General features: G+C 50.0%; 11 protein-coding genes and 1 pseudogene. 5 read left to right on the forward strand and 7 right to left on the reverse strand.

What is annotated here, in order from left to right:
- The first annotated feature begins 79 nt into the window (after positions 1-79).
- From BR83_RS0106095 to BR83_RS15200, 3 genes are all read left to right on the forward strand, one after another.
- Positions 80-634, forward strand: a complete 555-nt coding sequence (locus BR83_RS0106095; protein WP_034634628.1) for an NADH-quinone oxidoreductase subunit NuoE family protein — start codon at positions 80-82, stop codon at positions 632-634.
- Positions 573-2,444 carry an NADH-ubiquinone oxidoreductase-F iron-sulfur binding region domain-containing protein gene (locus BR83_RS0106100; RefSeq protein WP_407637323.1) on the forward strand — a complete coding sequence of 624 codons (1,872 nt, stop codon included), beginning with the start codon at positions 573-575 and terminating at the stop codon, positions 2,442-2,444. The genes BR83_RS0106095 and BR83_RS0106100 overlap by 62 nt, the downstream gene beginning before the upstream one ends.
- A gap of 181 nt (positions 2,445-2,625) precedes the next feature.
- Positions 2,626-3,393: a YkgJ family cysteine cluster protein gene (locus tag BR83_RS15200; RefSeq protein WP_034634629.1), complete on the forward strand. Its 768-nt coding sequence runs from the start codon at positions 2,626-2,628 to the stop codon at positions 3,391-3,393.
- A gap of 34 nt (positions 3,394-3,427) precedes the next feature.
- Here BR83_RS15200 and BR83_RS0106115 read toward each other — a convergent pair whose 3' ends face one another.
- The 6 genes and pseudogenes from BR83_RS0106115 to BR83_RS16660 form a co-directional block, all read right to left on the reverse strand.
- On the reverse strand, positions 3,428-4,270 hold the full coding sequence (locus tag BR83_RS0106115) for a nitrilase family protein (RefSeq protein ID WP_027356334.1): 843 nt from the start codon (positions 4,268-4,270) through the stop codon (positions 3,428-3,430).
- Positions 4,271-4,325: 55 nt separating this feature from the next.
- Positions 4,326-4,706 carry a DsrE family protein gene (locus tag BR83_RS0106120; protein WP_242655953.1) on the reverse strand — a complete coding sequence of 127 codons (381 nt, stop codon included), beginning with the start codon at positions 4,704-4,706 and terminating at the stop codon, positions 4,326-4,328.
- 80 nt (positions 4,707-4,786) lie between these two features.
- Positions 4,787-5,239: an N-acetyltransferase gene (locus BR83_RS0106125; protein ID WP_027356336.1), complete on the reverse strand. Its 453-nt coding sequence runs from the start codon at positions 5,237-5,239 to the stop codon at positions 4,787-4,789.
- Positions 5,240-5,258: 19 nt separating this feature from the next.
- Positions 5,259-6,038: a phosphoribosylformylglycinamidine synthase I gene (gene purQ, locus BR83_RS0106130; RefSeq protein WP_034634630.1), complete on the reverse strand. Its 780-nt coding sequence runs from the start codon at positions 6,036-6,038 to the stop codon at positions 5,259-5,261.
- A complete protein-coding gene (gene purL, locus BR83_RS0106135) occupies positions 6,038-8,902 on the reverse strand; it encodes a phosphoribosylformylglycinamidine synthase subunit PurL (RefSeq protein ID WP_027356338.1) in 2,865 nt (954 codons plus the stop codon). The genes purQ and purL overlap by 1 nt, the downstream gene beginning before the upstream one ends.
- 119 nt (positions 8,903-9,021) lie before the next feature.
- Positions 9,022-9,138, reverse strand: a pseudogene (locus BR83_RS16660) (universal stress protein); the annotation flags it as partial.
- Between the two features lie 57 nt (positions 9,139-9,195).
- Here BR83_RS16660 and BR83_RS15205 point away from each other — a divergent pair.
- Both BR83_RS15205 and rnhA read left to right on the forward strand, forming a co-directional pair.
- Entirely contained in the window at positions 9,196-10,482 is a 1,287-nt protein-coding gene (locus BR83_RS15205; RefSeq protein ID WP_051617965.1) for an AAA family ATPase, read from the forward strand.
- 74 nt (positions 10,483-10,556) lie between these two features.
- Positions 10,557-11,030 carry a ribonuclease HI gene (gene rnhA / locus BR83_RS0106145; protein ID WP_027356339.1) on the forward strand — a complete coding sequence of 158 codons (474 nt, stop codon included), beginning with the start codon at positions 10,557-10,559 and terminating at the stop codon, positions 11,028-11,030.
- A gap of 238 nt (positions 11,031-11,268) precedes the next feature.
- Here rnhA and BR83_RS0106155 read toward each other — a convergent pair whose 3' ends face one another.
- Positions 11,269-11,748: a DUF456 domain-containing protein gene (locus BR83_RS0106155; RefSeq protein ID WP_027356340.1), complete on the reverse strand. Its 480-nt coding sequence runs from the start codon at positions 11,746-11,748 to the stop codon at positions 11,269-11,271.
- Positions 11,749-11,996 lie beyond the last annotated feature (248 nt).

Below are 11,996 nucleotides of genomic sequence, written 5' to 3' on the forward strand. Positions count from 1 at the left end.
TCCTGAAAGAGGTGAATTTATTATTCTTCCCACGGTAAACTATCCTTTTAGGAGTAGATTTTCGAAGGAGGTGATAGCCTTGACGGGAGAGGAAAAAGATTGGGAGGAAAAATACCGAGAGCTGGATGAGGTTATTGAACGTTACGGCCAGCAGGAAGGACAGCTGATCCGCATATTAAAAGAGGCTCAAGATATATTTGGTTACCTGCCGGAGGAAGTGCAAACCTATATTGCAGGTAAACTGAACCTGCCGGTTAGTGAGGTTAACGGTGTTGTTACCTTCTATGCCCTCTTTCACACAGAACCACAGGGGAAATATAGCATTAATATTTGCCTGGGAACTGCCTGTTATGTTCAAGGCGCACAGGGAATTTTCGATGAATTCAGGCGACAGCTAGACCTGCGCGAGGGCAACACGTCCGCAGATGGTTTATTTACAGTGAAAAGTACCCGTTGTGTGGGGGCTTGCGGACTGGCACCGGTTTTGACTGTTGATGATAAAGTGTACGGGAAATTCCGGCGCCAGGATGTAGCCAGGCTACTACAGAAGTACCGGCGCAGGGAGGTGACTGCTGGTGATCAATGGATTGAACGACCTGCTCGCTATCAAGGAGAAACGGCTCCCGGACATTAACGCCCGCAGGGAAAAACCTGATGCCAGCCCGGAGTGGCAGGTACTGGTTTGTACCGGAACAGGTTGTACCTCTTCAGCCAGCCACCAGGTAAAGGAAGAACTGCTCAGGCAGGTCCAGCTAAAAAAAGCCCCGGCCCGGATTGTTAAAACAGGTTGTTTCGGTTTTTGTAAAATGGGACCACTGGTGGTCATTTACCCCGGACAGACGCTTTATTGCAGGGTTAAGAAAGAAGATGTTGCCGAAATTGTAGAAAAGCATTTACTGGGAGGCCAGGTAGTGGAACGCCTCCTGTATACGGAGCCTGTTTCCGGGGAGAAAAAGTCCCGGCTTTCGGATATCCGCTTTTTCCGCGCCCAATACCGGATAGCATTGCGTAATTGCGGCTTGATTAACCCTGAAGATATTACAGAGTACATAGCATGTGATGGTTACTTTGCCCTGGCCAATGTTTTATTGCACTGGACACCGGCTCAGGTGATAGACACAATTAAAAAATCGGGCTTGCGGGGGCGTGGCGGAGCAGGTTTTCCCACTGGCCGCAAGTGGGAGCTGGCCGCTGCCGCACCGGGACCGGTGAAATACGTGGTTTGTAATGCGGATGAAGGAGATCCAGGCGCATTTATGGACCGGAGTATTCTCGAAGGGGACCCCCATAGTGTACTGGAAGCCATGACCATAGCCGGCTACGCTATTGGAGCCCGGGAAGGTTATATTTATGTCCGGGCAGAATATCCCATCGCCGTAGACCGGCTGGAACGAGCAATTGCCCAGTCCCGGCAGTATGGACTTCTGGGGCGGCGCATATTCAACACTGATTTCAGTTTTGATATTGATATACGTCTGGGAGCCGGTGCCTTTGTCTGCGGCGAGGAAACGGCTCTTCTGCGTTCGGCAACAGGGGAACGTGGGGAACCGCGTCCCCGTCCCCCCTACCCCGCCCAGTGCGGCCTGTGGGGGAAGCCCACCCTGTTAAACAACGTGGAAACCTACGCCAATATTCCTGTGATTATCCGTGAAGGCCCGGACTGGTTTGCTTCAGTAGGTACGGAGAACAGCCGGGGAACAAAGGTTTTTTCCCTGGCCGGCAAGGTTCTAAATACCGGTTTAATTGAAGTACCCATGGGTATTACTCTGCGTACGGTGATTTTTGATATTGGAGGAGGGATTCCTGAAGGACGGCGTTTTAAAGCAGTACAAACCGGTGGTCCTTCGGGAGGTTGTATACCAGAGCGTTACCTGGATACACCCATTGATTATGAATCTCTAAAACAGCTGGGTTCTATGATGGGCTCCGGGGGTATGATTGTTCTGGACGAGACCGATTGCGTTGTGGATATTGCCAAGTTCTATCTACAATTCAGCCAGGATGAGTCATGTGGCCAGTGTACTCCCTGCAGGGTAGGCACAAAGCGTATGCTGGAAATTTTGGAAAGAATCACCCAGGGTAAAGGAACATTAGAAGATCTTGATGAATTAGAGGAGCTTTCCAGAGAGGTAATGGACGCCTCCCTTTGTGGTCTGGGCCAGACCGCACCCAATCCAGTCCTTTCCACTTTAAAATATTTTCGTCAAGAATATGAAGCCCATATCATAGAAAAGCGGTGCCCCGCCGGAGTCTGCCGGGCGCTGGTAGACTACGTGATAGATGAAGAAAAATGCATTGCCTGCGGTTTATGTGCCCGTGAATGTGTTGCTGAAGCGATTATCGGAGAGAAAAAGGGGCAGCCATATTTTATTGACCGGCAGAAGTGTTTGAAATGCGGAGCCTGTCTGGCCCGTTGTCCCAAAGGTGCTATTTATACTGCTTGAGCAAGGAGCAGGTACATTCAATGTGCCTTTCTTTTGTTATTTTGGCAGGAAAGATTGGCTTGCTAAGGTGGGTGAACAGGGGTTATAATGAGTTAGTCATAAAAAAAACCTGGGATAAGGGAAACTGTTTAATGGTAATACAGGCAAGTAATTTTTATTTAGGGAAGAGGGGATTAATAACATGTCCAAGGAAAAAGTACTGAGCAGTGACAGTAAATTTCATTTCTCCTGTCACCCGGGACTTTCCTGCTTTACCCATTGTTGCCGAGATGTGAATATTTACCTTTCACCTTTTGATGTACTGCGCATGCGGAAAAGATTGGGACTTTCCTCCGGGGAGTTTTTGGACCGTTATACTGTTTCCCTTATTGGTGAGGGAACTGGATTACCTGTGGTTCTCCTGAAAATGGACGAAAAGCAGGATAAAAAGTGTCCCTTTGTCACTCCTCAGGGATGCAGTATTTATGAAGACCGCCCCTGGGCCTGCCGTATGTTTCCCCTGGACAAGTGTGCTGAGTATGATCAGTTTACCATTTTAACCGACCCCTCCCGTTGCCGTGGTCTGGACGAGCCTCAAGAACTTTATGTTGAAGATTATCTTAAGGAGCAGGGGTTGCTGGTTTATGAAGAGGTAGAGGCTATTTTCAAACTGGTTTCCAACAGCCCCCGGGTTTTAAGCGAAAAGGTTGTCAATCCACGTATTGTACAGATGTACTATATGGCCTGCTATGATCTGGACAGGTTCAGAAAGTTTATTTTTGAAAGCAGGTTCCTTGATATTTTTGAGGTGGAACCGGAGGTTATTGAACGAATAAAGGATGATGACCTGGAATTGTTACAGTTTGGTTTTAAATGGTTGCAATTCGGTATGGTCATGGGCGATGCTTTAAAAATTAAGGAAGAGGTTCTTCAGGAAGCCAGAAGAAAACAGGCCGCCCAGGGAAGCTGAGGGAAAGTAAATTAACCCCGGAAATTTTCCGGGGTTAATTTGTCAAACCGGGTTTAACCAGCAACCCGTACAATTCAGGTCTTCTGGATTCCAGGAAAAAACTATGGCGCATGCTGGTGGTATTGTTGTAACGGATGGTATTGATGAGCTTTGAGTCAAGATCAACGACCAGTAATCCTTCTTTTCCCTCAAAATCCTCGGCCACTACATTGCCCTTGGGATCAATAACCAGTGCGCCGCCACAAAATTCCTGATTTTTCCCTGATGGTCCCACCAGGTTACAGGCAGCTATAAATACACTGTTATCATATGCCCGGGCGGAGAGGTATTTAAGCCAGATATCCCGCCGGTCTCCTACCATGGTAGGCGAGGCATGGGGAGCAAAAATAACCTCCGCCCCCTGCAAGGAAAGTACAGTAGTAACCTCAGGAAAATGCAGATCCCAGCAAATCTCCACAGCAAACCGGGCTTTATCCGTTTCAAAAACCGGGAGCTGGTTGCCAGGGGTAAAATAGGGTTTTTCGCTCTTGCCCAGGTGGGTCTTGCGGTATTTATCCAGCCGGCCGTCAGGGTAAGCGATAACCTGGGTGATATAGGGTTTCTCGCAGCCGGACATCTCTGCCAGTCCAGCCAGTATGACCATATTATAGGAACTGGCCAGCCTGCTTAAATAATTTGTGCTTTCTCCCGGGATAGGCTCGGCAAATTCCTGTATTTTTTCCCGGTGATAACCCTGAATGCATAGCTCGGGGAAAAGGATCATTTCCACCTTTTTGCCGGCCGCTTCTTCCACAAAAGCAGCCATCTTCTCCCGATTTTTCCTTACCTCTCCTATGCTTACTTGCATTTGAACCAGGGCAATGCGCAGGTCGTTCATTTTATATTAATCTCCTTGTTACCTGTCTATTTTTGAACCCTGCTGGCTGAGAAAATCAGGGCTTAATGTAAGCATATCCTTGAACTTGCCTGCGTACTATCTCGGTAATGCCTGCGGGAACAACAACTACAAAATCAGGTAATCCCTCTTCATTTATTTCATGCGCAATCAAAGCGTTCCGGCAAGCAATAAATGCAACTCCCACTTTATGCAAGTTCTCCATTTGGCTTATTAAATCCTGCTCACCCGGGTTATAACCGAGTACACCGGAACCATTAGCCAGAACCACGATGCTGGCCCTTTCTGCTCCAACATCACGTAAAAAATTAATAATGTTGGTGATAACCCGGGGCCAGCGTTCCGCCTCGTTAATATGAAAAAGTACCTTCATTTTACTTGATTCTCCTGCATCATTTGGCAGGCCTTTCCCTGACAAAACTTTTCCACCTCCTGTTTTTTACCAACCTCAGCGCCCGGCCTGGCCATAATATATGGAACAGGTGCAAGGTCCAGATCTTACAATTCAAAGATCACTGCTTCTTCTTCACAACTGGGGAATTTGGGGCAGTTTATACATTCTTTCCAGACCTTTTGCGGTAACTTCTCTTTGGCTATGGGTTGAAACCCACATTTGATAAAAAATCCTGCTTGATAGGTAAGGGCAAAAACCCGGGGAAGCCCCAGTTCACGGGCTTCTTCAAGAAAGGATTGAACCAGGCGGCGACCAATACCCCGGCGCGTATAACGGGGATCTACCGCCAGAGCTCGTATTTCCGCCAGGTCTTCCCAGATAATATGGAGAGACCCGGCACCTATAACCTGCCCATTTTCCTCGGCTACGGTAAACTCTCTTACAGCTTCATACAGGGCAGAGCGAGAGCGTGCCAGCATAAGCCCCCGGTCAGCGTAGTAGGTAATTAAGCTGTGTACCGATTCCATATCCGCAATTCTTGCCTTGCGTATGTTCATCCTGTGTTTCTCCTCTATCTTACATTTCCTGAGCAAAGGTCACAGCGTTGCGAAAGATGGGCAGGCCGTGAGGTTCACGGAATTGTTGCCGGCGCCAGTTGGGGTGCTGGACAAGGTCCACGAAGCGTTCCGGGTGAGGCATTAATCCCAGTACCCGCCCGCTGGGATCGCAAATGCCGGCTATAGCGTTCAAAGAGCCGTTGGGATTGTCCGGGTAAACAGTGGCAGGCTCGCCGTTACTGGTGGCGTAACGAAAAACCACCTGCCTGCCCTCTTCAATTTTACTTAGGTTCTGGCTATCGGTATAAAATTTGCCTTCACCATGGGCGGCCTGAAAATGAAGTAACCTGCCGGCCAGCCCCCGGGTAAAAATACAGGACGTATTTTCCACCCGGAGATAAACCCAGCGGCATTCAAAGCGCCCGCTATTATTGTGCATAAGGGTGGTTTTGATGTCTCCTATCCTGGCTGCAGGCAGGAGACCGGTGCGGACGAGAACCTGAAATCCATTACAAATTCCCAGCACCGGCTTGCCCCTGTCAACAAATTCCTGTAATTGTTCCTTCAGGAAGGAAGTCAGTTCCACGGCCAGTATTTTACCTGAATGCACGTCATCCCCGTATGAAAAACCACCGGGGATAACCAGAATTTGATACTCGGTGAGCTTTTTCTCCCCTGCCCTGAGTTGATTGACATGCACCAGGTGAGGTTCCCCACCAGCCCGCTCGAAAGCATATGCAGTTTCACGATCGCAATTGGTACCATCGGTACGTAAAATACACACTCGCGGTTTTTTCATTATCCCACCTCCCGGGCTTCGCCAGGGGTACCGAAGATTCGTTCCATGGGTTCCTTCCAGGACCTTTTCAGAGTGGACAAAGCTATCCTGCAAAGATGGTGCCCTTCCTGTTTGATCTCAATTACCGGATTGTCCCGTGTCTGTCCCAGAACCACGTGGGGAAGGCCGGCCAGGACTTTGCCGGGATTTTCCCGGGGGGACATCTCGAGCAAAAAACACCCGCTTGTTTCATTGAACAGGAAATAATCAGGTCTTTCGCCGGCGGGAACATTCAATTCTGCTCCCACCCCGCCCCCAAAGCACATCTCGGCCAGGGCAGCAGCCAGCCCCCCTTCACTAATGTCATGACAGGCCAGAATTTTTCCTTCCTGTATGGCCCTGAATATGCTTTTCCATACCCGGGTTACCGTTTTCAGATCTATCCGGGGAAGGTTTTTGCCAAGGTAACCATATAGATCATAATAAACCGATCCTGCCATTTCGGATAGATTACGCTGACCTACCAGGACTATCAAATTACCAGTCCCTTTAAAATCTGATGAAATGGTACGTTTTACATCTGGGAGGCGGCCAAAAACAGAAACACAGAGCACGGGCGGAATTTTAATTACCTCTCCATCTTTGCCGCGGTAAGTGCTGGAAAGGCTGTCCTTTCCAGAAATAAAAGGTATTCCGGTGGCACGAACAAAATCAACACACGCATCTACCGCCCTGTCAAGGGCTCCCAGTGACTCTTCATCGGGAAAAGGCCAGATAAAGTTATCAATTAAAACCAGTTCCCCGGGGTTAGCCCCCACGGCTACAGCATTGGAAACCGCTTCTGTTGCCGCCCAGAGGCTTCCATAGTAAGGATCTATCTGGTTTAATACCGGGTTCAAACCATGACTGATTATTACCGCTGCCGGGGAGCCGAGCAGGGGAGTAAGGACCACTGCATCATTGGGACCGTCCTGTTCTACCCCACCGTAGGGAGCAAGGCTGCAGGAACCTTGAACACCGTGGTCGTACATACGGACAATTGGTTCCTTGGAACATACATTCAAATGGCTCATTACCCTGCAGTATATATCTTCCAAAGCATCTGGAATCGGCAACTGTGGTTCTGTTAACGCCGGCTGCTGCCAGCGGGCCGGGAGAACCCTTTTGGGCAGGCCGTGATGGAGGAATTCCATGTCTAGATCACAAACGATTTCGTTTTCATATGTTACCACCAGCCTGCGATCGGAGGTGAATTCCGCCAGCACAGTAGCTTCCACATTCAATCCCCGGCAAATCTCCAGCAAGCGCTCCAGATTTTCCGGAGATACGGCGATAATCATGCGTTCCTGGCTTTCAGAAAGCCAGATTTCCCAGGGTTTCAAACCCTGGTATTTTAGAGGCGCTCTTTCCAGCCAGACCCTGACCCCTGTTTTTTCGCCCATCTCACCCAGGGCAGAGGAAAACCCTCCTGCACCGCAGTCGGTAATGGCCCTGACGAGACCGGCTTCGCTGGCTGCCAGTATGGCGTCGGCTACACGCTTTTCTTCAATGGGGTGGCCGATCTGGACGGCACTGGCATTTACTTCGGTAGTTCGGTGGGTCATTTCACCGCTGGAAAAGGTTGCTCCGTGAATACCATCCCGGCCTGTTCTCCCACCGATAGCTACGGCCAGATCGCCGGGCCGGGGCTGGCCTTTTCGACAGCGCTCAACAGGCAGCATTCCGTAGGCACCAACTATTACCGATGGCTTGGCCCGAAAATCGCGATGAAAATGTACAGAACCGTTATTGGTTGGAATGCCCATACGGTTACCATAGTCCCGCACTCCGGCCACCACCCGGCGCAGCAGGTAATGGGGTGAGAGACAACCCGGGGGAATTTCTTCCCGGGGAGTATCGGGTGGTGCAAAACAGAACATATCTGTGGAAGCTATAACCCGGGCTCCCTGGCCGGTTCCCATGACGTCCCTGAATACTCCCCCACTTCCTGTCATGGCACCGCCGTAAGGTTCGATGGCGGACGGAGAATTGTGGGTTTCCACTTTACCGCAGATGGCCCAGCCGTCATAGAATTCCATCACTCCGGAATTATCCACAAAAGCAGAAAGTACCAGAGGATGATTGGCTGCTAAAGTTGCCTCTTGCAGGCGTTTCAAAAGGGGCTCTTTAATCCTGCCTTCTACCAGGAGACGTGCTTTAAAGGTCTTATGGCCGCAATGTTCGGACCATGTTTGGGCCAGAGTTTCTATTTCACAGTCCGTAGGATCCCTGCCAATATTTCTAAAGTACTGTTGAATCGTTTGCATTTCTTCCAGGTTAAGGAAAAGCCTGTCGCGACTCAGCTCCATTAGTTCGGCATCGCTCATCCCGCGCAGGGGGATGATTTCGGTTTGTCCCGGGCGGCCCGAAATGAGAAGAGTGGCAGGTTTTTCAGTAACCACCCGTTCTACGGTGGCATTGACCAGCAATCGTTCAAGGATGATATCAATGTGCTGCGAGTTAATGTCCTGACCGTAAAAGCCATATTCACGGCTGGAATCGGCGGCCACCAACCCCTCAATTCCCAGGTCCCGGACAGCTTTCATCAATGATGCGGCCTCAGGATTCATAACCCCCGGTTTATAGGCCACTTCCACTACTACAGGAGCGTCTTTGATGATGGGAGCATTGATGGTATAGTCTTGAAAAACTGCTTCCGCCAGCAGCTTTTCAGCCAGCAGTCGAGCCGCTGACTCATCAATGCCTTCAAAACGATATACCTTGGCTGTACGTACCTTTTGAACCGCACTAATGCCCAGGGCGTGCTTTATTTCATATAAAACCTCCTCACCAGCCGGATCGGTCAGGTAGGGGTGGTTTGCGACCCGAATTTCCACAACAGCCACCTTTATTGCCACCTCCTGGGTGAGAGTTCAGGAAAAAGAAATTTCCCGGCGGCTTGCCGCCGGGAGAATAACTCCCAAAGAAATTTTAGTATACTTGTGCTTGAAAAACAAGAGTCTTCTTAACGTACGATAAGCACCGGACAGGGAGCATGACGAACCACCCGGTTGCTCACGCTGCCCATTAAGTAACCCCGGATTTCCCCCAGACCACGGCTACCCATGATAATTATATCGTAGCGGCCTTGGTGAAAAGATAGAAGTGTTAACCGCTTTTCAATTAAAGGGGGAAAAGTATGTTCGCCACGCTGTCCATACCCAGGACCTCCCTGGTGGTTTTATGTGGTTCTGCCGGGTGCGGGAAATCCACTTTTGCCGCTCGCTGGTTTAAGGATACCCAGATTGTTTCATCCGATCGTTGCCGGGCGCTGGTGAGCGATGAAGAAGAGAACATGGCTGCTTCACCGCAGGCTTTCAAATTATTTCATTGTCTCATCGAGCAACGCCTGGAACTGGGACAACTGACGGTAGCTGATTCCACTGCTTTAACCTCACGTGCCCGAAAAGACTTGTTAAAACAGGCTCGCCGGCATGATTTTCAAGCGATACTGATCGTATTTAATTTTCCGGAAAAGCTATGTCAGGAGCTTAATACCAGGCGGGAGCGGGTAGTGGAATCCCGGGTAATCAGCGAGCATCAGCGCCTGCTTAGGAAGAGCCTGGCTACCGTACACCGGGAAGGTTTTGACCGGGTATATATCCTCGGTCCAGAGGAGGCAAACCGGGTCCGGGTGGAGATCATCCCATTGCCTGTAGAATCACCAGCCAGGGGTCCCTTCGATCTCGTCGGCGATGTCCATGGCTGCTTATTGGAGCTGGAAGAACTTCTCACCCGGTTGGGTTACCGGTATCGGGGCAAAAGCTGGACCCATCCCCGGAAACGGAAGGTGGTATTTCTTGGTGATATCGGTGACCGGGGGCCCTTTAACCTGGCTACCATTAACCTGGTCATGAATATGGTGGAGTCGGGAGATGCCCTGTATGTACCGGGAAACCACTGCAAAAAATTAGCTGGCTATCTATCCGGTCGCCGGGTGCAGGTTCGTCACGGTCTCGAAAAAACCGCCCGGGAACTGGAACAATTAAATCCGGTCGACCGGAATGCCTTTATCCAGCGGTTTTTAAGATTTTATCACCGGGCTGTTCCATATCTCGTTTTAGATGAAGGCCGGCTTGTTGCAGTACACGGGGGAATTAAAGAAAAAATGATTGGCCGCCTTTCACCCCGGATTGCGGATTTTTGTTTATATGGCGACTCTACCGGCGAAATAACTCCGGATGGTCTGCCCGTGCGACGGGATTGGGCGCGGGAATACCGGGGACAGGCACTGGTGGTTTACGGGCACACTCCTGTACCTCAACCTGTTTTTCGCAATAATACTATTGATATCGACCAGGGCTGCGTAATGGGTGGAAAATTAACCGCCCTTCGTTATCCGGAACGGGAGATCGTACAGGTACCGGCCAGGCAGGTTTATTATGCTCCTGTGAAGAGCGTGACGGGGCGAACGGCGGCAAAATAAATTCTGGCTGACACTGCAACCCCAAAAGTGCTACAATTGTAAGAGTAATTCAGTATAAACGGGGGAAAATATTAATGTCCGATTGGCCGGAAGTGGAGATATATACTGATGGTGCCTGTAGCGGCAATCCCGGCCCCGGTGGTTACGGGGTGATATTACGTTACGGTAGCCATATTAAGGAACTATCCGGAGGTTATGCTCTAACCACCAACAACCGCATGGAGTTAATGGCCGTAATAGCCGGGTTGAAAGCGTTAAAACGCCCCTGCCGGGTAACCATCTACACGGACAGCAGATATATAGTAGATGCCATGACCCGGGGATGGGTCAGGCGCTGGCAGGCTAACAGCTGGCGGCGGGAGAATGGAGAACCGGCTAAAAATGCTGACCTCTGGGAACAAATACTTCTTCTGGCCGACAGGCATCGAGTGAACTGGGTTTGGGTGAAAGGCCATGCCGATAATGCTTTTAATAATCGCTGTGATCAGCTGGCAGTGGAGGCCAGCCGGCAGCCTTCCCTACCCGTGGATCCCGGTTTTCAAACGTAAGAATATATTTAAGAATATATTCATGAGAGGTGCTTTTGGCAGTGCATCGTGTTAGACGCAAAGGGCAGATAAGCCGGGTGCATTTGCAGCTTAAAGGGGAAAACCCCGGAGAAGAGGAGATGGGGATTAATCAACCCGTTACAGGCCAGGAAACTGGAAATTTTCAATTTAATTCTCTCGGTGGCCCCCTGGATAAAGGGTTTAAGGAAAATTTCCGGCGGGATTAATCGTTTTCTCCTTACCGGATGGCAGAGAAAAACCAAATAATCATACCTATTTCCAGGACCAGCTTGGCTACTGTCCCCCCGGCAAAACCAACCAGGGAGCCCCATCCTGCCAGAAAAGCTTGATTTAAAGACTTGCGAGCAAACAGTTCACCAATTACCGCTCCCGCCAGGGGGCCAAAAACCATGCCGGCTGGACCCAAAATGATTAATCCCAGAATCAACCCCACCATGCTTCCCCATATGGCATAACCAGAACCACCATAACGGCGTACTGCCCACACTCCAGCCAGGTAATCCAGAACCAGTACCAGGATCATTGCCAGTGTCTGGCCCAGGTAAAAACCCCATTTCAGGGTAGAAAAGCCGGTGATTATACCGTAAACAAGCATTCCCAGCCAGATGAGCGGCGCGCCTGGTAGAGCCGGTACAAGCGTTCCTGCCAGGCCGGCAGCAAAGAAAAGACACGCCAGAATCAAGCCCAGAAGAGACATTTTAATCGCCTGCCTTTCTATATCTGGTCTTTAATTTAGTCTTATGGTAATTGTTTATAACGTATGTTTCGGTAACCAGGAATACTTCCCTGTTAAAAAATTGGAGCCGTTTCAAAACCGGCTCCGGATGCGTTTCAAACTGTTTCCTGCGTCTTTCTTTTTTCTACGGGTATTAGGCATTCCCGGGTACACATTTTGCAAATGCCCTGGCAATGCGCCCAGGTCCATAAGTAATGATTGCACCGGGG

Origin of the sequence: Desulfofundulus thermocisternus DSM 10259 (assembly GCF_000686645.1) — a bacterium.
GTDB lineage: Bacteria > Bacillota > Desulfotomaculia > Desulfotomaculales > Desulfovirgulaceae > Desulfofundulus > Desulfofundulus australicus.

Coding starts and splice junctions, on each gene's coding strand:
- BR83_RS15205 (WP_051617965.1), top strand. CDS start 9,196: ATGTTCGCCACGCTGTCCATACCCAGGACCTCCCTGGTGGTTTTATGT.
- purQ (WP_034634630.1), bottom strand. CDS start 6,038: ATGAAAAAACCGCGAGTGTGTATTTTACGTACCGATGGTACCAATTGC.
- BR83_RS15200 (WP_034634629.1), top strand. CDS start 2,626: ATGTCCAAGGAAAAAGTACTGAGCAGTGACAGTAAATTTCATTTCTCC.
- BR83_RS0106155 (WP_027356340.1), bottom strand. CDS start 11,748: ATGTCTCTTCTGGGCTTGATTCTGGCGTGTCTTTTCTTTGCTGCCGGC.
- rnhA (WP_027356339.1), top strand. CDS start 10,557: ATGTCCGATTGGCCGGAAGTGGAGATATATACTGATGGTGCCTGTAGC.
- BR83_RS0106125 (WP_027356336.1), bottom strand. CDS start 5,239: ATGAACATACGCAAGGCAAGAATTGCGGATATGGAATCGGTACACAGC.
- BR83_RS0106115 (WP_027356334.1), bottom strand. CDS start 4,270: ATGAACGACCTGCGCATTGCCCTGGTTCAAATGCAAGTAAGCATAGGA.